The organism is Hydrogenophaga pseudoflava (assembly GCF_031020795.1).
Lineage (GTDB): Bacteria > Pseudomonadota > Gammaproteobacteria > Burkholderiales > Burkholderiaceae_C > Hydrogenophaga > Hydrogenophaga pseudoflava_A.
The window spans coordinates 305,851-325,298 of the sequence record NZ_JAVHJP010000004.1 but is presented as its reverse complement, the minus strand read 5'-3'; the positions used below and the strand labels follow the sequence as shown (position 1 = coordinate 325,298).

Annotated in this window: 22 protein-coding genes; 4 read left to right on the top strand and 18 right to left on the bottom strand. The window is 63.2% G+C overall.

Annotated features, from left to right (window positions below; genetic code table 11):
* Positions 1–15: 15 nt before the first annotated feature.
* From RCO38_RS15095 to RCO38_RS15080, 4 genes are all read right to left on the bottom strand, one after another.
* Positions 16–606 carry a hypothetical protein gene (locus RCO38_RS15095; protein WP_308329163.1) on the bottom strand — a complete coding sequence of 197 codons (591 nt, stop codon included), beginning with the start codon at positions 604–606 and terminating at the stop codon, positions 16–18.
* Positions 607–779: 173 nt separating this feature from the next.
* On the bottom strand, positions 780–2,195 hold the full coding sequence (glnA, locus tag RCO38_RS15090) for a type I glutamate--ammonia ligase (protein WP_308329162.1): 1,416 nt from the start codon (positions 2,193–2,195) through the stop codon (positions 780–782).
* 246 nt (positions 2,196–2,441) lie between these two features.
* Positions 2,442–3,272 carry a competence/damage-inducible protein A gene (locus RCO38_RS15085; protein WP_308329161.1) on the bottom strand — a complete coding sequence of 277 codons (831 nt, stop codon included), beginning with the start codon at positions 3,270–3,272 and terminating at the stop codon, positions 2,442–2,444.
* Between the two features lie 3 nt (positions 3,273–3,275).
* The gene (locus RCO38_RS15080; protein ID WP_308329160.1) at positions 3,276–4,166 is read right to left on the bottom strand and encodes an EI24 domain-containing protein; all 891 of its coding nucleotides are present in this window, start codon (positions 4,164–4,166) and stop codon (positions 3,276–3,278) included.
* 55 nt (positions 4,167–4,221) lie between these two features.
* Between RCO38_RS15080 and RCO38_RS15075 the strand changes: the two genes are divergently transcribed.
* Both RCO38_RS15075 and RCO38_RS15070 read left to right on the top strand, forming a co-directional pair.
* Positions 4,222–5,037: an alpha/beta fold hydrolase gene (locus tag RCO38_RS15075; RefSeq protein WP_308329159.1), complete on the top strand. Its 816-nt coding sequence runs from the start codon at positions 4,222–4,224 to the stop codon at positions 5,035–5,037.
* A 222-nt stretch (positions 5,038–5,259) separates the two neighbouring features.
* Positions 5,260–5,991 carry a DUF2726 domain-containing protein gene (locus tag RCO38_RS15070; protein ID WP_308329158.1) on the top strand — a complete coding sequence of 244 codons (732 nt, stop codon included), beginning with the start codon at positions 5,260–5,262 and terminating at the stop codon, positions 5,989–5,991.
* Positions 5,992–6,012: 21 nt separating this feature from the next.
* Here RCO38_RS15070 and RCO38_RS15065 read toward each other — a convergent pair whose 3' ends face one another.
* Positions 6,013–6,747 carry a 16S rRNA pseudouridine(516) synthase gene (locus tag RCO38_RS15065; protein ID WP_308329157.1) on the bottom strand — a complete coding sequence of 245 codons (735 nt, stop codon included), beginning with the start codon at positions 6,745–6,747 and terminating at the stop codon, positions 6,013–6,015.
* Between the two features lie 927 nt (positions 6,748–7,674).
* On the opposite strand from RCO38_RS15065, the gene RCO38_RS15060 reads away from it, so the two are divergent.
* Complete coding sequence (locus RCO38_RS15060) at positions 7,675–7,803, top strand: hypothetical protein (RefSeq protein ID WP_308329156.1); 129 nt, start codon at positions 7,675–7,677, stop codon at positions 7,801–7,803.
* A 46-nt stretch (positions 7,804–7,849) separates the two neighbouring features.
* Here the strand turns inward: RCO38_RS15060 and RCO38_RS15055 are convergent, their stop codons facing one another.
* The 13 genes from RCO38_RS15055 to RCO38_RS14995 all read right to left on the bottom strand — a co-directional run bounded on the left by RCO38_RS15055 (position 7,850) and on the right by RCO38_RS14995 (position 18,000).
* A complete protein-coding gene (locus RCO38_RS15055; protein ID WP_308329155.1) occupies positions 7,850–8,368 on the bottom strand; it encodes a hypothetical protein in 519 nt (172 codons plus the stop codon).
* Between the two features lie 368 nt (positions 8,369–8,736).
* Positions 8,737–11,694 carry a DUF927 domain-containing protein gene (locus tag RCO38_RS15050; RefSeq protein ID WP_308329154.1) on the bottom strand — a complete coding sequence of 986 codons (2,958 nt, stop codon included), beginning with the start codon at positions 11,692–11,694 and terminating at the stop codon, positions 8,737–8,739.
* 217 nt (positions 11,695–11,911) lie between these two features.
* Positions 11,912–13,033 (bottom strand): hypothetical protein, encoded by a 1,122-nt coding sequence (locus RCO38_RS15045; RefSeq protein WP_308329153.1) that lies wholly within the window; start codon positions 13,031–13,033, stop codon positions 11,912–11,914.
* Positions 13,034–13,075: 42 nt separating this feature from the next.
* A complete protein-coding gene (locus RCO38_RS15040; protein WP_308329152.1) occupies positions 13,076–14,287 on the bottom strand; it encodes a S49 family peptidase in 1,212 nt (403 codons plus the stop codon).
* A 198-nt stretch (positions 14,288–14,485) separates the two neighbouring features.
* The gene (locus RCO38_RS15035) at positions 14,486–14,842 is read right to left on the bottom strand and encodes a hypothetical protein (protein ID WP_308329151.1); all 357 of its coding nucleotides are present in this window, start codon (positions 14,840–14,842) and stop codon (positions 14,486–14,488) included.
* Entirely contained in the window at positions 14,835–15,167 is a 333-nt protein-coding gene (locus tag RCO38_RS15030; protein ID WP_308329150.1) for a hypothetical protein, read from the bottom strand. Before RCO38_RS15030 ends, RCO38_RS15035 begins: the two co-directional genes overlap by 8 nt.
* The gene (locus RCO38_RS15025; protein ID WP_308329149.1) at positions 15,164–15,508 is read right to left on the bottom strand and encodes a hypothetical protein; all 345 of its coding nucleotides are present in this window, start codon (positions 15,506–15,508) and stop codon (positions 15,164–15,166) included. The genes RCO38_RS15030 and RCO38_RS15025 overlap by 4 nt, the downstream gene beginning before the upstream one ends.
* Positions 15,505–15,783: a helix-turn-helix transcriptional regulator gene (locus tag RCO38_RS15020; protein WP_308329148.1), complete on the bottom strand. Its 279-nt coding sequence runs from the start codon at positions 15,781–15,783 to the stop codon at positions 15,505–15,507. Before RCO38_RS15020 ends, RCO38_RS15025 begins: the two co-directional genes overlap by 4 nt.
* Before the next feature lie 215 nt (positions 15,784–15,998).
* Positions 15,999–16,760 carry a hypothetical protein gene (locus RCO38_RS15015; protein ID WP_308329147.1) on the bottom strand — a complete coding sequence of 254 codons (762 nt, stop codon included), beginning with the start codon at positions 16,758–16,760 and terminating at the stop codon, positions 15,999–16,001.
* 32 nt (positions 16,761–16,792) lie between these two features.
* A complete protein-coding gene (locus RCO38_RS15010; RefSeq protein ID WP_308329146.1) occupies positions 16,793–17,110 on the bottom strand; it encodes a hypothetical protein in 318 nt (105 codons plus the stop codon).
* Positions 17,107–17,445 carry a hypothetical protein gene (locus RCO38_RS15005; RefSeq protein ID WP_079365230.1) on the bottom strand — a complete coding sequence of 113 codons (339 nt, stop codon included), beginning with the start codon at positions 17,443–17,445 and terminating at the stop codon, positions 17,107–17,109. Before RCO38_RS15005 ends, RCO38_RS15010 begins: the two co-directional genes overlap by 4 nt.
* A 3-nt stretch (positions 17,446–17,448) precedes the next feature.
* Positions 17,449–17,757 carry a hypothetical protein gene (locus RCO38_RS15000; RefSeq protein WP_308329145.1) on the bottom strand — a complete coding sequence of 103 codons (309 nt, stop codon included), beginning with the start codon at positions 17,755–17,757 and terminating at the stop codon, positions 17,449–17,451.
* A 3-nt stretch (positions 17,758–17,760) separates the two neighbouring features.
* A complete protein-coding gene (locus RCO38_RS14995) occupies positions 17,761–18,000 on the bottom strand; it encodes a hypothetical protein (RefSeq protein ID WP_308329144.1) in 240 nt (79 codons plus the stop codon).
* Positions 18,001–18,387: 387 nt separating this feature from the next.
* Between RCO38_RS14995 and RCO38_RS14990 the strand changes: the two genes are divergently transcribed.
* A complete protein-coding gene (locus RCO38_RS14990) occupies positions 18,388–19,437 on the top strand; it encodes a hypothetical protein (protein ID WP_308329143.1) in 1,050 nt (349 codons plus the stop codon).
* The last annotated feature ends 11 nt before the right edge of the window (positions 19,438–19,448 follow it).

Here is a 19,448-nt window from a genome sequence, read left to right as displayed (position 1 = left end):
GCTTTTTCAAGCCGGTCATTTTGCGACAGGATCGGGCGACCCGGACGCACCCGCTGGCGCCGGCACCGCGGGGCCCGGCCCCGCCGGCGGCGCGACCGGCGCCCCGCCCATGCGGGCCAGCTCGCGCCGCAGACCGTTCACATCGGCCTCGGCGCGGCTCACCGCCGCCTTGAGTTCGGCCACACGGTCAAGGTAGCGCTGATGGTTGCGCGACTCGATGCCTTCTTTTTCGGGCTGCCCGTTGGCGTAGGCCTTCTGGGCCTGTGCGAGCCGCTCTTCGGCCTTTCTCAACTCCAGCTCGAGGATCTGTCGGGCATCGCTGTCCCTCGAACGCTGCTCGGGAGAGTCGCTGCGAGGCGCACTGCGGGGTGCGGACGACACTGCCGCTCGAGGCGCTGCCTGCGGCGAGGGGCCTTGAATGACCGTGATGTTGCCGCCCTCCATGAGCTTGCAGCCCTTGTCTTTCGCCACCGTGGCGTTGTTGGTGTACTCATTGCCACATCGATAGATGCGTTCCTGCGCCACGGACGGCAAGGACCACACCACGGCGGTGGAGATGATCAGGACACGGTGGACTCCGGCAACAAGGTTCAGCTTCGACAACACGTAGGCTCCAGGCGCGGGGGCGCGTTGAGGATCATTTTTCAGTATGGCCCAAAAACAGGCCGCATGGTACCCGCCGGGACGGGATGCCCGCGCACCCACCCGAACGGACAAAAAAAAAGGACGGCAGGGCCGTCCTTCTGTCTGGAAGCAAGGCCCGGACACCGGGCCCGCCATCACAGGCTGTAGTACATGTCGAATTCGACCGGATGCGGCGCCATGCGGAAGCGGGTCACTTCACCCATCTTCAGCTCGATGTAGGCGTCCAGCATGGAGTCGGTGAACACGCCGCCCTTGGTCAGGAAGGCACGGTCCTTGTCCAGGTAGTCCAGCGCCTGGTCCAGGCTGTGGCAGACGGTCGGCACCAGCTTGTCCTCTTCCGGCGGCAGGTGGTAGAGGTCCTTGGTGGCGGCTTCGCCCGGGTGGATCTTGTTCTCCACGCCGTCCAGACCGGCCATCATAAGGGCCGAAAAGGCCAGGTACGGGTTGGCGGAAGGATCGGGGAAGCGCGCCTCGATGCGGCGGCCCTTCGGGTTGGCCACGTACGGGATGCGGATCGAGGCCGAGCGGTTGCGGGCCGAGTAGGCCAGCTTGACGGGGGCTTCGAAGCCGGGCACCAGACGCTTGTACGAGTTCGTACCGGGGTTGGTGATGGCGTTCAGGGCGCGGGCGTGCTTGATGATGCCGCCGATGTAGAACAGGGCGAAGTCGCTCAGGCCGGCATAGCCGTCGCCAGCGAACAGGTTTTTGCCATCCTTCCAGATCGACTGGTGGACGTGCATGCCGGAGCCGTTGTCGCCAGCGTAGGGCTTGGGCATGAAGGTGGCCGTCTTGCCGTAGGCGTTGGCCACGTTCCAGACCACGTACTTCAGGACCTGGGTCCAGTCGGCGCGCTCGACCAGGGTCGAGAACTTGGTGCCGATTTCGTTCTGGCCGGCGCCCGCCACTTCGTGGTGGAACACTTCGACCGGAATGCCCAGGGATTCGAGGATCAGGACCATCTCGGCGCGCATGTCCTGCGTGCTGTCGACGGGGGGCACGGGGAAGTAGCCGCCCTTGGTGGTCGGACGATGGCCGCGGTTGCCGCCTTCGAGCTTGGCGCCCGAATTCCAGGGGGCTTCGTACTCTTCAATTTCGCTGAACACGCGGCCGGGCTCGTTGCTCCAACGCACGCCGTCGAAAATGAAAAACTCGGGCTCCGGACCAAAGTAGGCGGTGTCGCCCAGACCCGAGGCCTTCAGGTAGGCTTCAGCTCGCTTGGCGATGGAGCGGGGGTCGCGGTCGTAGGCCTTGCCGTCGCCCGGCTCGATCACGTCGCACTGCAGGAACAGCGTGGTCTCTTCGAAGAACGGGTCGATGTTGGCGGTGCTTGGGTCGGGCATGAGCTGCATGTCCGACGCTTCAATGCCCTTCCAGCCAGCCACCGAGGAACCATCGAACGCGTGGCCCGAGGTGAACTTGTCTTCGTCGAAGTGCGAGATCGGCACGGTGACGTGCTGTTCCTTGCCACGGGTGTCGGTGAAACGGAAGTCAACGAACTTGACTTCGTTGTCCTTCACCATTTGCATCACGTCTGCGACGGTCTTGGCCATCAAATACTCCTGTTGCGGTGTGAGAAAAAAATTGAATTCGACGAGGGCATCAAGCAGTTTCTGTGCCAAAGTTGTGCCGTCGGACGCGTCCAACGACGCGCCAAGCCCCAAGGCGGCGCAGATTATGGCGCAGCGTTGTGCTCCACAGACAACAGTGGTGGACTATTTGGGATGAGCGCTTTGCCACCCTTGGGTGATGCCTTTTTTGGTGCACATCGACATAAAGCACAAACTTGGTGCAATTAGTCAACGCACCAACTCGGGGCCAAGCTTCGCACCAAATCGCGCCAGCCCATCGAGCAGTGAAGCAAACGCTGCCGACACCGCATCCGGCGCACCCTTCACGCCCAGTTCGATGTGCCGCCCGTACTCCGGGTGATCCACGCTGGGCAGGCTGAACACCTTCACAGAATGCTCGCGCTCGATCGTTTCCATCAGGGGCGTCAGGGAGGCCTCCATGGCCCCCATGACAACCACCGAACGCTCCTGCCACGCGCCTGACCGGTGCAGGTGGCGGTACGACCCATCCAGCAGCGCCTCGATCATCGGCCAGGCCATGACCGGGAATCCGGGCACGAAATGCACCGAGCCACCCCCGGGTCCGTCGCAGCTGAACCCTGGAATCTTGTTGTAAGGGTTGGGAATGATCCGGGCACCGACCGGGAACACCCCCATGTTCAGCCGGTGCACGTTGTCGGGACGCCCCGGGTCGTGCACCTCCCCCTTCTCGGCGGCCACATCCTTCATCCGCTGTTCGATGAGTTCGCGGGCCTCGGGGTGGAGTGCCAGGTCGACCCCCAGTGCCGCCGCCGCACACTGGCGCGTGTGGTCGTCGGGGGTGGCGCCGATACCGCCGCAACTGAACACCACATCACCACTGGCAAAGGCTTCGTGCAAGGCGGCTGTGATGCGCTCGCGGTCATCGCCAATGAACCGCGCCCACGCCAGCGAGAGGCCTCTTTGAGCCAGCAGTTCGATCACCTTGGGCAGATGCTTGTCGGCCCGTTTGCCCGACAGGATTTCGTCACCGACGATGATGAGTCCAAACACCGGGGAACTGTGCTTGCTGGTGTTCATGGGTCAAGCGCCGGGCGGCGGCAGAATGGTTGTTGGTGCAGGCGTTTCCATCGCATCGGCGGGCAATATTCGGGGCTCGGGACCGAGCACTTCCACCGTCCCGGCCGCCCGCATCCGCTGCAGCGCGGCCAGCGTGAAATGCGCGAACCACAGGGACGCAAAAGCAAACACAAGGGTGTAGATCCAGATGGCCACCGGCACCAGCAGAGGGGCCAGCGCCACGAACATGGCACCCGACGCCCACAGCAGGCTGGGCGCCGCGCCCAGATAGCCGCTGAGGATGCCCATGACCAGCAGGCTGCCGCGATGCTCACGCAGGATGGTCTTGCGCTCTGCGCTGCTGGCATGCTGCGCCAGCGCGTCGTAGGCAAACACGCGGTAGGTCAGCCAGCCCCAGATCAATGGAGGCAGGATCAGCACCAGCGGCGGCACCAGCCACAGTGGCATCGAAAGCACCAGCACCACGAGGGCCGCCATGGTGGACCCCAGTGACCACAGCAGCCCGAACAGAAAGGATCCGCCGCGCTTTCGCTCCAACAGGGGAAAGCGCCTCTGTTCGACCAGTTCGACCATGGAGGGCGTCATGAACAGCGCCACCAGCAGCAGGCACAGCAACACGATCACCGGGGTGGCCAGCACCAGAACCACCAGCGGGGCGAACACCGTCCGCATGGAGCCCAGACCGACGCGGTCCAGCCACCCCAGGAAGCCTTGAACCAGTTCGTAGGCCTGCAACCACTGCGTGACCGCGTCGACCGCCGTGTCCCAGAAGAAATAGCCCAGGCCGAACGACAGTGCGACCATCAGCACCAGTGGCAAGAACGACAGGCCGATCACCCGCGGGTGCATGCAGTACGCCACGGCCCGCCAGAACGCATCAAACAGCTGAGTCATGCAACGAGAATACCGGTTTTCCCGCCAGCCCGGCAGCACGAGATCCGGAGACACGATGGACTGCGTCATCATTCGCGGCACCCGCCTGGAGGTTCGTCACATTCCGGGCCCTGCCATCCGTGCTCCCCTGGTGTTCCTGCATGAGGGCCTTGGCAGCGTGGCCATGTGGACCCAGAGGGGCCGCGACTGGCCCTTGGAATTGTGCCGCATCACCGGGCGGCCTGGCTGGGTGTACTCCCGCCGGGGATATGGGCGCTCGGACCCTGTGCCGGACGTGCGCGGAGCGCCCCACGACACAGAGTTCTGGCACACCGGCCGGCATGAACCGGACTACATGCACCGTGAGGCCCTGGATGTGCTGCCGGCCCTGCTGGACGCCTTGGGCATCAAGACGCCAGTGCTGGTCGGTCACTCAGACGGCGCCAGCATTGCGCTGCTGCATGCCAGCCATCATCCGGTGACCGCCTGCGTGGTCATGGCGCCCCATGTGTTTGTCGAGGAGATCTCGATCCAGTCCATTGAAAGGGCCCGCGCCGCTTACTTGGATACAAAAGAACAGGGCCTGCGCTCGCGCCTGGCGCGCTACCACGACGATGTGGACAATGCCTTCTGGCAATGGAACGACATCTGGCTCGACCCAGCGTTCCAGCGCTTTGACATCCGCAACGAATGCCGACACATTTCAGCGCCAGTGCTGGTCATTCAGGGAGCGAATGACGAGTACGGCAGTCTGCAGCAGGTGGAGGACGTTGCGCCACAGCATGCCCCTGCCTTCAAGCTGGTGCTGGAGGCCTGCGGACACAGCCCCCACCGCGACCAGCCAGAAGCCGTGCTGACTGCAGTGGCAGACTTCCTGTCCGGGCAGCCCTGAATCCCCCGTTTATGGGATGGCGACACACCGCACACAGCGGCAAAATGCCGGGTTGGCCGCTCGGAAGCCCGAATCGATGACGTCTTCCGGACGCCCAGCCCTGGCTGGCAGGTGCCACCAATCCCAAGGAAATCACGCAAACGAAGTGTCAAACTGCGACAAAACCGTCCGTTTGCACGATCATCCGACTACATTTAGTCACATTCCGACACTTTGACTTGCATGACCGCCTGGAACAACCCTTGGCTGCTCTCCGTGCTGGTGCCCGCTTTGCTGGCATCCGGCGCGGGGATGTACCGCGCATGGGAAAACCGAAAGGCCCGGGCCCAGCGCAGGATTCCCAAGCGGTGGCCGCTGGACACGAGGGTGATCGCGAACTCCGAAGAATTGCAGGTGTGGCACTGGCTGTCACGGGCCTTCTACGATCATCATGTGATGATCAAACTTCCGGTCACCCGCTTTACCCTGCCCCGTGAGAAACAGCAAGGGATGGATTGGTACCGGCTGCTCGGTGGTGTGTACTGCACGTTCACCATCTGCAAATCCGATGGACGGGTGGTCGGGTGTCTGGATGTGCCGGGAAGGGCCGGCATCCCCAGGAGCACGCGCCAACTCAAACATTCCTTGCTCACGCAATGCGGTCTTCCTTATTGGGTGGTCCGTGCGTCCAGCCTGCCCACCGTCTCTGAAGTTCGCAGCGAGTTTCTCGGCGAGACCCCGACCGCACAGAGCATGCGTGAGCACGAGCAGGAAGAACGGGCCATCATCGCGGCACAGGCCAATCTGCGCTCGGCGCTGAACCGCCAGCGCAGCACCCGTCACAGCGACTTCAGCCCCCTCTCGACCTGGCCCGGCAGCACCACGGGCGACTCGCGCGTCAGCGACTTGGGGTCCCAATGGCAGGACAACTCGTTCCTGATGCCCCTCGACAGCCGCAAGGGCGATCTGCTCTGACCACCCCTCCCGACAGGGAACTCAGTGTTTGCGGCTCAGGTCGGCCACCTCCTCGGCCGTGAGCCATCTCCATTGGCCGGAGGGGAGCTCATCGGTCAACTCGATGATCCCGATGCGCGAGCGGTGCAAGCCCTCCACCCGGTTGCCCACCGCGGCCACCATGCGCTTGACCTGGTGGTACTTGCCTTCGGTCAGCGTCAGCTCGAGATGGGTTGGCCCCAGGGCCCGGCACGCCGCCGCACGTACCGGCTTCGGGTCGTCGTCCAGCACGACACCCCCCATCAGACGGGTCGTCTGGCGCTCATCAAGAGGGTGCTTCACCTGCACCTGGTACACCTTGGGCACGTGATGCTTGGGCGAGGTCATCCGGTGAATGAACTTGCCATCGTCGGACAACAGGAGCAAACCGGTGGTGTCCTGATCCAGCCGCCCCACCGCCTGCACTCCGGCAGCGGCACCACCACCCCTCTGGCGCAGCGGTGCCGGCAGCAGCGTGTACACGCTCGGATGCGATCCCGGCTTCTGCGAGCATTCGAAACCGGCCGGTTTGTGCAGCATCAGGTAGGCGCGCTCCTGGTAGGTCCAGCGCACACCTTGAACCCAGAACACCAGGCCATCTTCTTCAAGAATGGTCAGGGGGTCCTTGCAGGGTTCACGCGTTTCGCCCAGGTCCACAAAGCCCTGCTGCACCAGCCCGCAGCACACGCGGCGGGTTCCGAATCCCTGACTGAAAAGGATGTCCTGCAACGCGAGCATGACGAAGCGGCAATGAAAAACCCCAGCCGGCGACGGCTGGGGTTGGATGGATGGTGGGCTGGGGACACCCGAACGATGCCCCAACCTGTTGATTTATATGGATACCGGATTGCGGATTTGCACCCTGTACCCCCACTTGTACCCCCGCGGAACGGGAGCCACGTGGGGACACGTACCCCCAAAAGTTCGGGAATCGTAGCTGATTTGCTTCCCCCCTTGCTGTTTTTTACCGGGGCAATAGGGGCAACCGGGGCACTGTTCTGTAAGTCCTTGTCGCCATTGAAAAAAGGATGCCCCGGGTGAACCGGGGCATTCGCTCGATGTACCGGGGCAACCGGGGCAAAGCGCGACAGCCTATTGATTGAGAAGCTCGTCACCACAGCACTGGCGACATCCCATGCACCTCCAAGGTTTGACGACCGCCGGTCTTGGCCAGGGCAAGTCGGGGGCATTTTCTTGTCCACTACAGTGGCGGAATGACCTTCACAGTCACGCCGTTCCAGCGAAAAGGGATGAGCCCTATATGGATCGCCAACCAACTGCAACGGAGTTTCACGAGACTGCATACAAAAGAGGCAGATATTCAAGTTGGATCGGCACTTGAACTGCCCAAATGCAACACAACAGTAACGCAGTCAGTTAATTGTTAACAATGTGTAACTCTTGAATTTTATCCATTGCGATCAGCCTAGCATTTCTGGAAGCGACGGTTTGGCAAGGAGGTTCGCTCTAGCTATAACTGACGCATGCCGCTCGGCGAAAAAAACGGGGAAGCCGCTCTGACCTGGCTTCCCCGCTGCTGCCGAGTGCTGGTGGGAAAAGGCTCCCCACACCAGATCCGACGTACGCAAATCCATCATACATACGTGTTTGAGGATTCGGAAGAGGCAGCATGATCGGGGCGCTCAACTGTTATAGGAGAGCACCATGGAAACAGAGTTCAAAGACTTTGAATCCGTGATCTTTCGGATGACCATCACGCGCGGCGGTCGCAAGATCCGCCGCCCGGATGGAAAGCCTTGGAAGATCGTTCTACGGTCCGGCGTCAAACGCTAAGACCGAAGAGCCCACCGACCACCAAGTTGGTGGGCTCTTCTCTTTTCTATTTGACCGCCTTCATGCGCACTTCACCAGCCGCGACCGAATACCAAAATGCGCCCATGAAGGAACTGTCTCCACCCTCTTTGTCGCAAGGGTAGAAGGGGCCTTCCGTCAGTTCCAGCACGTCGCCGCCCTGGTCTTGGACGCGGCGCACGTCTGCGGTCAGGAGGTCCATGACCTCGAACACCACGCCTACCCGCATTCTTTGAGACGGTGGCACATCTGCCATGGCCTGGCTGATCATAGGGAGCATCGGATACACGTCTCCACCGCTTTCCAGCAGCGCGCCAGCAGCCTGGTGCAAAGACGTCACGCGCTGGGCTGCGCTTTCGCCTTTGATGGCCCGCGTAACGGCCTCGCGGTCCTTTTCCGGGGTGTACCGGACCCGCAGGTTCTCGTCTCGCCACTGCTGCGCCGCTTCGATGCTGTGAACCGGCATCCCGCGACGCTTGTCCCGTGTCACCAGGGAAGGATTGATTCCGAGGGCCGCCGCAAGGGCGGCCTGAGTGGGTTTCTTCATAGCTTTCATGTATCGACAAGACCCCGAATCGTTGACAAATTGACAAATTGGCCGGGCCTGCCACTAGCGTGCGTGCGGGGGCCGAATTACCCCGGTGGCTTTTCCCTCCAGGAGTACCTATAGGGGGGTACCCCCACCCCACGCCGGTCGGTGGCAGCGCTGTGCGCACACCCGCCCAGGCACGGCCGGACCAGCAGCGAACCACGGCCCATCTACAGCCACGGCAACCACGCCAGTGCACAGCCGAAGGAAGCGACCCAAGGCCCGCCCTTGATTCGCTTGGAAGTGCACACCAGCGGAACAGCGCGCAAAAAGGAAAGCTTTCCCCCCGCCCCATCGGCGGCCCGCGTGGCTTCGCTTCGCTGCGCTCATGTGTCCAGCGCGAAGATGCGTGCGGATACGTGATAGACCCGCGCCTTACCGATGCCGCCCGGCAGGCTCATGCTCACGGTGAACCGCCCCGGCTCTTTGGCCTGCAGGCACTCACGGTCGCGCAACACGCGCGCGACCGCCTCGGGGTCGTAGCCCTTGCAGATCTCGGACTTGAACACCTCGGGGAAGATGAAGAACTCCACGCTCTCGCCCTCGGGGTCGCTGATCTCGTGGGCAAACTCTGGTGTCTTGCGAACCCCTATCGGCAGCCCGTTCGAACCGATCAACCGCCTCACCCCTGCGCGAAGCCCGACGCGCGGCGCATGATCGTCGTGGGCACGGTGCCAGGTCATGAATCGACCGTCTCCATTGGCCTCCAGGAAGTGGCGCACTTGGCGCACCATCATGGTTTCCTCGCTGTTGCCGATGCCACCGCGCGCCACCAGCCAGGCGTTGAAGCACTCGCGCGCCGCCTGCTCTGCCTCGCCCTTGTGCCAGCCTGTGAGGCCCGCCTCAGTGGCCAGCTCACCAGCAGCGCCCACGAGTGCGAAACGGGCGCCCACTCGCTGCACCTGGCCGCTTCCCAGCTCGGGGACGATCTGCAGCTCGATGCGCTGCGCCAGCGTGCGGATGCGTTCCCGCAGGCCTTCGGCGTTCTCGGTCAGCCACAGCAGCCAGGCGCGGCCCGCCGCGCCATGGCAGGCGCTGGCCTGTGCCACCAGGTGCCGGGAGAAAGCGGCGCCGCCTTCGTGTCCGTGCACGTTCTCGAACGCCCCCATGCCCTTGCCGGCATCGGCCGGAATGTCCGCCATGCGGGTTTCCTGCCCGGCCCGCGTGCGCTTGCCCACTTCCTGCATGTGATCGGCCAGAGACTTTTCCCCGCTGCTCAGGAACAGCAAGCGCCAGGACAGGCGCGGCCGTGGCACCCCGGTGCGTGCGGCGCGCGCCTTGCCTTGGCCGTTGCCCAGCATGTAGGCGCACTCCCCGACAACCTTGGGGTCTACTTCCCCGATCTCGTCCAAGATCAACAGGCAGTCGTTGTGCTGCGCGGCCACGCCCTCCAAGGCGTTGTCGGTCGCCTTCCATGACTGTTTGAACCGCTCGGGGTTGCCGTACACGCTGGCGGCCACCACCTGCGTCGTGGACTTTCCGGTGCTGCCGTCGCCTCGCATGTGGAACCCCCCGCCCTCCATGCCGGCCGGCTTGAGCAAGGGACCAGCAAAGGCCGCAGAGACTGCGAACACCAGCCGGGTGTTGCCAGCACAGGCGAGGCTCACGCGGTCGCGCCACTGCTCGCGCGTACCCTTGACCCGGAAGGTGTTTTCCTGCGCGCTCTCGCTCTGGAAAACCACCCTATCCGCTTCGTCGCCGACGGTCTCATGGGGCAGCACAAAGGCCCCGCCGTGCCACCCGATGCGATCGGTACACGTCGCGAACGCCCCCGGCTGGCGGGTCTGGATGTACTGCGTCAGCAGGTTGCGGGCGCGCGGGCTGGTGGCGATGCGAAGGCCCATGCCCATCAAGGCGCCGCGATACTCCGACCCGTCGCCGGCCAACATGCGCGAGGGCATCGCCCATTGCTTGCGGCGCCCCAGCGGGTCGGCGAAGTTCAGAAGGTAGCCCCAGCCGTTGCCGTCCTGGTCGTTGGTCAGGGCCACCACGTCCAGGCGGCTGCACACCCATTCGGGTTTCGTCGGTTCCCCATCGCGGTCCACGCCTTGGTGAAACACGCCGGCATCGGAGACCGTGAACCGGTCCCAGTCGGGCGCCGGTTTGTCATCACCGCTCTCGGGATTGCCGGTCGGGCCTTCTGGCGGCCCGCTGGCGCCGTTTTTCCGGCGCTGCCCGGCTTGTCCCTTGCCCTTGGGCGGCTTCGCGCTCTCTGCGGCCGCCTGCGCAGCTGTGTGCGCCTTGATCGCAGCGGCCACGATGGCGCGCACTGCCTCCAGGCCATCGCCGGCACCGCGCTCGATCGTCACATGGGCGGCCAGGTCGTTGAAGTCACTGCCACCAGGCGGCAAGCCCTCGGGGAAAACGGCCAGGCCGCGCACTGCCTTTGCTGCGGCCGTGGCCTTGACCCGGCCCGGGTTCGCACCGGTCTGCTGTTCCGTGTCCTGGTCGTCGTCACCGCACACCACCAGCAGCGCGGCAGGGTGTAGCTGCCGCAGCGCGCGCGCTGCGTGCTGCAGGTTGCCGGCATCGAACGCCACCGCCACCGGGTAGCCGGTGGCTTCGTGCAAAGTGGCGGCTGTCGCGTAGCCTTCAGCGATCAACAGCACGGCCGGGCCGTCCGCCTCGGTGCTGGCCAGCTCGCCCACCAGGTGCCACAGCCCAGACTTGCGGCCACCCTTCAGAAACAGCTTGTCCGACCCGCTGGCGGGCTTCGCTGGCGCGATCCGCTGCAGGTTCCACAGCTTGCCGGCGCCATCGCGCAGGGGCACCAGCAACCAGCCACCGGCCGCGAAACGAACGCCGTAGGGCCTCACACCCTTTCGCACGAGGTAAGGACAGGTGCCGCTCACGCTGGCCCGTTGCCACTGTGCGGACGCTTGATCTGCTGCCATTGCCTGTGCAGCCTCGCGTTCAGCGTCTTCCTCTTGAAGTCGCTGCGCGCGCTGCTGCTCGCGTTCGGCCTGCTCTGCAGCCGTGAGCGCTGCAGGTGCATGCCCGTCCTTCGGCTGGGTGAAACCGTGTTCCTTGGCGAGGTGCAGCAGCGTGGCCACCGACACACCACCGCCCGGCTTCACGCTCCTCCAGGTCGATTGCGCAGCCTTGGGGTCATACCGGTCCGCATCGCTGGCGCTCCAGGTGTCGAACAGCTCGAACCCGGTACCGTCCGGAAACTCGCTCTTGATGGCCATCGCAACCCGCGCCCATTCGTCGCGCGGGAGGCTTGCCGGGATGTGCGCCAGTGCGGCGCGGATCAATTCGGGGGTGACGTCATGCCCTGACAAGATCACCCCCGCACAGAGGACCGAGCCCTCTGAACATATCCTCCTGGACGCTTCGCCTGTTCATCGTGCAGTGCTGCCACTGCTATAGCGCATCTGTTTGTTTGGGTGCTGGTGGCCATGAGAGCCCTTCAACTGGTGTTGTTTGGTCGGCGCCCGCGAGCGCGCCGGGGACGCGATGGCCGGCGTGTTGCCGGCCATATGCTCACAGAGCCAGCGGCTACCAGGAACGCCCCGGGATCGCTACGCCGGCTTGCGCCCGAAGCCGATCGCACAGGCCATAGAACTCCGCCTCGCTCATGCCGACGGTGGCTCGCTTCAGTTCACCCATGACCTGCCCGTGATCAACCGACCCCTCCACGTGCATGAACGGGTTCGGAAGATCCAGCGGCCTTTCGAGCTGCTTCGGCGCCGGGATCTCGGTGGTCAACAGCGCAAGGTCTACCGGTTTCAGCGCCGTAGCCATGTCCGCCAGGGCATAGCCACGCACCCGCCCGCTTTCGCCGATCAGCCGCGAGCCCAGCACCGCCCGCTCGGCGGACGCAAACGTCAGATCGAGTTCGTGAATCGCGCTCCCTTTGAAGGCCCTGCCGTCGCTGCCGAAGGAGCTCAGAGACAGCTGCTTGATGTAGGCATCAACCATCGATTGGGCCGCCTGGTCGTACTCGACCAGCGCCAGCTGAAGGCGTGCCAAGCTCAAATCGTCCTGCGCCTGTGCGATGGCGCCAGAAGCGTCGGCGCTCGCTCGCTGGAGGTCAGAGAGACCAGCCTCGCGGCTCTTGATGCGTGCGGTCTGAAGCTCGCCGCAGGTCTCACGGTGCGCCTGCGCTTTCTTCACCGCGGCGAACGCAGCGGCCTCGCCCTCCGCGCTCACATCATCCGCAGCCACCGCATCAGCGAAGCCCTTGCGGGCGATCTCGACGGCCTTGTCTGCAGCCGCATGCAGTTCGGTGAGGTCTTGCTTCATGCGATCAACTTCGGCCGTCCGGTCAGCCAGCGCAGCCGCCGCCTTGGCTGTGGCCTCGCCCGCTGCCTTCAACTTGGCCTCTGCTGCCTTCAGGGCCTTGCTGGCGGTGTCCTGGTCGCGCTTGACGACAGCTGCCACGCGCACCCGATCTTGTGCGATCGCATGGGCCTTGCGCAGCCGCGCCAGCTCGGCCAGCTTACGACGCAACACGCTGTTGCGGGGAATGTCGCCCGCAGCGTTTTGGGACAACTGCTGTTCCAGCTCCTCCGCGAGCGCTTCGCAGCCGGCTGCAGTGGATACACGCTCGGCCATGGCCTGCAGTTCAGGGGACACATCGGAAGCGGTCTTCAGGCCGAAAAGGGACTTGAGATTCATGGTGTACTTTCGTTGGATTGGTGAACGGGAATTTGTGGGGGGTCAGAAGCGAACCCCGAGCCACTTGCAAGCCTCGACAACGCCGATGCCTTTGAACTGAGCCCACGCGGCAGCGCGCTCCGCGATCTGCTGTTTGGACAGCTGCATTGATGGCTTGACGCCAGCCGCGCTGCGCTTGGGCGAGTCGGGGAGACTCACATAGGGGTGCAGATACCCCTCACGCTTGATGCCCTCGACCAGCGTGCAGCCGTCTTTCTGTGCGCGCGCAGCGCCTGCACGCTCCCAGCCCTTCCAGTTCATGACAGTGGGCATGCGGCCGGTGCGCAGCCGGTGCAGGCGCACAACCTCTGCCGCTTCAGCCCGCATGTCTTCTTCGGCCTGTCCGGTCTGCTCAAGCATCGACTCAGGGGAGGCCACCGACGCCACCGGCTGCGTCTTGGGCGGCCAGGTGGTGGCCGCTCCAGGGCTGGCGGCTTTCACAGGGGCCAGGCCGCTGGCCGGCGCACCTGCGCGGCGGCGCATGAACCGGCCGGGATCTGCAGCAAGCTGGCGCTCCAGCTCGCCCATACTCATGAACCCGTCCAGCAACCCGACATCAACGGCCTGCTGGCCGATGTAGATGCGCGCCTCCTGTGCCGCCACCGCAGCGGGCGACAACCTCCGGTTCTTCGCCACGGCCGTGATGAACTGAGTCGCAAGGTAGTCGATGCGCTCCTGAATGTGTGCAAGGTCGTCGCCAGACAAGGGCTTACTGCTGCTGCCAACCGTCTTGTACTTGCCGCTCTTGATCTCGGTGACCACAGAACCCGTGGCGCTGGGGGTGTAGACGTGAACACTGACCACGCCGATGGACCCCGCCATGACGTTGGAGGAGCTGCCATACACCTGACTGCAGGCGCTGGCCACCCAATAGGCGGCGCTACACGCGCTGCCCTCGGTCAATGCCACCACTGGCTTTGTCTGCGCCACTTCAGCCGCTGCGGCCGCCAGCTCAGCGGTGCCGTGCACAGCACCGCCCGGGCTGTTGATCAGCAGCAGGACAGAGCGCACCGCATTGTCCCGACCAGCCGCGTCAACTGCGGCAGCAATCTCGACCGTGTCAACTGCCCCCAGAAACAGGCGCGCCAGGAAGCCGGGCCGCTGCAGCATCAGGCCGCCCAGCTCGATCACCGCCACGCCCCCCGGGCGCAGTTCATAGGGCGCACCTCCCCCGGCGCTCGGCGCGAGACCGATGCGTGCGGCGGTCGCTTCCATGGGGCCGCTGTAGCGGGCGCGCGCGTCCGTGTACTCGGTCAGCAGTGCGCGAATGTGGCTCGCATCCAAGGCGGCCACGCCGCCAGGGAAAAGGGTTTGCAGGGCTGCGGCGTCCCCATGTTCAGCCGAATGGGTGTGAGGTGTGTTCATGGTTCAGAAAATTGGTTGTGTGTGTGGTGGAGTCCGTTCTCACCCGGCCTATCGAGTGACCTTCATCGGATCAATCCAGCCTTCGATGCCGTAGCAAAGATTGATGCTGTTGAGCGGGTTGCTCGTGGCGATCTCGACCGTCTTGTGGGGCGTGAACACCAACAGGAATTCAGCGCCGAGCCACTCGAAGCGCTTGGGCAGCTCGCTGGTCTTGGCTGAGATCCGTTTGGCGTAGCTCACCGCGGCAGCAGCTGCATGCCACGCTGCAACGACGTGAGGGACTTCGGCCTGTGGTGTCAGTTCGCCGGTCTGCGCGTACCGCTCGCGAGCCTTGAGGGCCTGACCAAGCAGGTTCAAGTGGTACTCGACCAAGCCGTCGGCCCGCGCTTTCTGCTGTTCATCCATGGATCGACTCCACGTCCAAAGGCAGCAGTCCGTTGCGATTGCCCACGATCACCAGGCGGTTGTCACTGAGCGTGCGCAACCAGAAGCGCAACAGACGACCCGGGCCGCTGTAGATCGCGTAGATCTGCGCGTGGTAGCACCCCACTCGCAAGATTCCGGACGCCTGGCCGTTGACCGCCGACGAGCCCAGCGCCTTGATGCAGCGGTGATAGAAGCGGCCAGCCTCTTGCTCGTCCAGCAGCTCAGAGTTGAAGTACCGCGGCCCTTGGCACAGCGCCGGGACTGGCCGCTCCTTTCCATGTGATCTGGATTGCGCTCTGTTCATTCGCCACCGCCTTCCTGCCCGCATGTCGTCTGTGCACGAGCGGCCTGCCATGTTTGAAACATCGCCTCGACCGCTGGCGCGGAAACGTCCAGGGTGTCGAAGTCGCCCGGCATGGACTGCGCCAGGATCTCGCCCGTGCTGGTGTCCCTTACGCGAAGGGCCAGCGAAGGCATCAGCTCGACGTACACGTGCTTGCCCAGCTTCGGAAACACCAGAGCACACCGCCACAGCGGATCGTCACGGTCGAAGGTGCGGATGAAGAAGCGCTTCTTCGCGAACTCCAGAACCATCGAGGCGATCTTTTCCTCGCTGGGCTGGGGGTGAGGTCCGTTCCAGGTCATTGGGTGGCCCTCGCGCACGAACGCGGACCCTTGGCGCGCACAGCTTCCGCTGCCTGCTCTGCGCGCTCCTGTATCCACGCGTTCACCTGAGATTCAAGCCAGGCCACACGGCTCCCGCTGGGAGTCAATGGCACAGGCCGCGGGAACAGCCCGGCTTTCGCCATGGCGGCGATGGACGACGCCGACAGCGATGTGCGCCGGGCGGTTTCCTTGCGAGACAACAGCGCATCCCGCATCTGGGGCGCGACAGTCTGGGTTTGGTTGACAAGCTGCACGATGTTTCTCCTTGAGCTGCTACGCATTGCCCTGATTGGCTATGTGCGTTGGCAGCCGGACCATAGGTGCGGCAAGTCAAAGGCGGCAACTTGCAAACAGCTTTCAGGGCCTCAGTTCCGCGCCCCTGCTGTAAACAAAGTTGGTTGCCAGACAGCTTTTGAAAACCGTCTGCAAGCTGCCGTCAATGACTTGGACGGCAGGCTGTGTGTAGTCGTTACTTCTTTGCCTGTAGGGCAACGGCCGCGCGGGTGAGGCCCCCGAGTTCGAACCCGATCTGCGTTTGTGCAGCGCTCAAGCCGACCCGCTTTTCCCGTCGCTCAATCTCATCCCGAAGCACCGAGCGGGCCTCGGCTGTCCATGGAATGCGCGCGCCGGCATCTGCGGCTTTCAACTTGCTCACCATGACGACCAGGTCGTTGTAAGTGCTGATTGAGTGGAACTGGTCCCCAGCTGCGCCAAACAAGAGACAGGCGTCATCGGCCGTTACCGCCATGAAAACCCAATGGTGTTTCTGAAGGTCTCTGTCGTTGCCACTCAAAAAATCGAGTTCCGAGTCCAGATCCTTCACGGTGAACACGTCTTGAAGCCCACGACGAAAGCGAAACAACGCTGCAGACCGTCCAGGCGAGACACCCTCAGGGAGACCACTACGGATGGGCACGCCTGCTAGCAGGGCCTCGGCATGGTCGGTACCGTCAGGGGTGCGCAAACCGAACTCCTGTTTTTCGATCAACTCCACCGGCTGGAAGTCCCACGCGAGATACAGGTGTACCTGCGGGTTTGCTTCGAGGCGCAGCAGCATGTCCGACAAGGCTTCCTGACCTCCGAGCCGCTCTGTTTGAGCGACCCAGCGGAACAGGTCCACCAACAGCACCAATGCAGAACGGCGACCGCCTGGAATGTCTCGCTTGATGGCGGTATCCCAAGGGGCTTGCGGCCGGTCTTGCGGTGGCGCTGAGTGCTTCATCTGGAACATGGAGGCGGCAAAGAAAACGACTACGCGAAAGCCTACCCGATCGCCCCCTCCCGGTGCTCCACATCGGTCGCATCCGGGAAGAACAGAGGCGGCATGAAGTTCTCCCACACATCTGCCCCACAAGGCATCAAGGAAGTGGAAGCCCCGCAGCCCAGGGCAACACTTTCAGCAACAAGGCTGGCCCGTTGCAGTGTGTGCTGTGTGACCCAATGAAGGGCATCGACGTCGCGCTCGTCTTCAATCAGACCGGCCTGCAACATGATGGTGATGCGTTCAAGCGCCTTGAGTGACTGCGACAAGTCACCCAGCGCGAAACCGATCTGTTCTGCTGTTAGCTTGCGGGCGTTCATGGTGCAGCCCCTTCCATGGCCGCGGCCTGCTGGCCCAGGTGGTCCATCACCACAGCAAGTTGCCGCAGCCGCTCAGACAGCAGCGGCAGCGCGTCACAGGCTTGGCTCGTGTCTGTGTTCGCCAGCACATCCGCCAGCGTTGCGACAGCCTGCAGATCAACCACCATGGCGCACGCGAGAGCGGTTTTCTGACTGAAGGTCGCGGCTGAGTTGACCAACACGGTCGGTGGATTTCCGGCGATGCTTGGACGGTGCCACCGGAAAGCCTCCATCGGTGTGAGATCAAGCGCAGGCGCCGCAATGCTGTGGGGTGCGTTTGTCATGATCGTGGCCATCGCTCAGCCCTCCGCCTTCGCAGCCGAACGCCAGGCATTGCGAGCATCAATGCGCCGATACCACCGCTCGTCCTTGTAGTTGCATCCGACGCCCTCCGCCTCGGAGTTGATGTAGTTATGGGCCTCGTCGGAGGCCTGCTCGATCTGCTTCAGAACTTGCGCCAGGTGCTCCATGTCAAGCGCCTTCCCCTGCTGCTCCATGGCAAGCAGGGTCACTGCGCACAGTGACCTGATGCGGCGGAAGGCGTCTTGAGAAACGCTGTCCACCAATTCCAACGTGCTACGCAATGCGTCAATGCTGGGGGTGTTCATGGTTCAAGCCTCCACCTGGTTGGCCGCAACGCTGGCGCGCTTCAGCAGCGTGGCGGCGCGCATGGCTCGGGCCGTGGCGGTCTTGATGTGCTGGGGTGAGCACTCGGGCTGCTGCAGGCAGTGCAGCGCCGTGGACAGCGCGTTGTGCGCCTGGGCGTGGAGCTGGATCAGCTCCAGCGGTTCGGTGGGAATGGTTGCGGGCGGCGCAGCGCGGCGGCTGGCCAGGTCGGTGACCGTGGGCATGGCTTCAGACTCCTTAACGAGACTTGGAAACCACTCGGCCGCGTTTTCAAGCGCGAACGGGTGGACGGGATGTTGAAAACACGGGTTAAGCCGTGCAGCCATCCTTGCGGGTAGGCTCATCCCGTCCATAAGCGGGTGCCCTTGTGAGGGCACAGTGGCGCGATGGCGCAAGGCCATGCCGCCGGTGTATGGGCGTGACAAAACCCCGCTTATCGGTGGGGGCTGCAACCGCTTAACCTTTGGTGTTTTCAAGCACCGGCCCTTTCGGGTTGGTACCAAGTGTCACAGCGCGAACAGGTCCTGTCAAGCGCCAAAGCTGCGGCAAGCTTGTTTACACTAAGTCACAAACCACCATTGATTGGTACCACAAAGCCCAAAGGAGAGGTCATGGCTACAGGATTGGCGAGCGACAAAAAAACTACGACCAGAGCAATCCTCTATCGGCGGTTCACCGCCAATCCCAACCCGGGACAAACACTGCAGCAGCTCATGACAGCTGCTCTTAAAAAATTTCCGAAGCCTGGGGATCGCTATGAACCGTTGAATGCGGCAAGTTCGGAAATTCGCTGCATTGCTTCAACACAAATCACGAGCAATTGCCTTTGCGGGTACCTCACGACCTTCGAACGAGGCGCCGCACAGCCCGTGATCGCCGATGACCCCGGAGCGTCAAAGCTAGCGTTGAACGCTCTGGCGCCTCCAAAAGCGAAGGCCGGTAAGCCGCAAGAACAGTTCATTCCTGGAGTTCTCTTCTTCGCCGTTTTTAACAACCACGTTGCAGTGGTGCAGAGCATGTCCATGCGAGCGACGGCGCTGGAGACGCACCTGAATTGGCTCCTGAAGAGCAAGACTTCGCTACTTCCAGCCACAACTCCGTTCGCGCTTTCGGATGAAGCACAAAAGGCGACGAAAGCGAAAATCAAAAAGTCGCATGTCCGAGCAATTTCAATTGGCCAACCTCTAATGACTACGGTGGTGGAAGATGCACCGACCGCCAAAGCTGAAGCGCCCCAACCATCGGGCCGGAAAAGTAGCCAGAAAAAGGTCACTCGTTTTCGACCACATGGCCCCATGCTTGATGTGCTGAAGACCATCTTCGAGAACGAGGAGGACTTCGCAAAGCTGGGGCTTCATGATGTGTACGAGGGGAACCTCGAAGTTTGGGTCCAGATTCGATATCCAAAACGCATTCGCTCCCGTCCAGAGGACTCAGTGAAGCTCATGGACACCTTGGGGCTCGCCTTGCGTGACATCGAGGGAGATCAGGTTTCGCTTGAGCTGTCAGACGGCAACAAGGTTGAAGGCAAGGAACTCAAGATAAGCGGTAGTGTCGAAGTGGCTGTCCTGCAGCACAATCTCCCCGACGAGAGCAAGCTGTACGAGTCCATGGTCAACTGGCTGACCACTCAGATTCAGAACGGAACCGTAGACCCCTGAAGTTTTCAAGT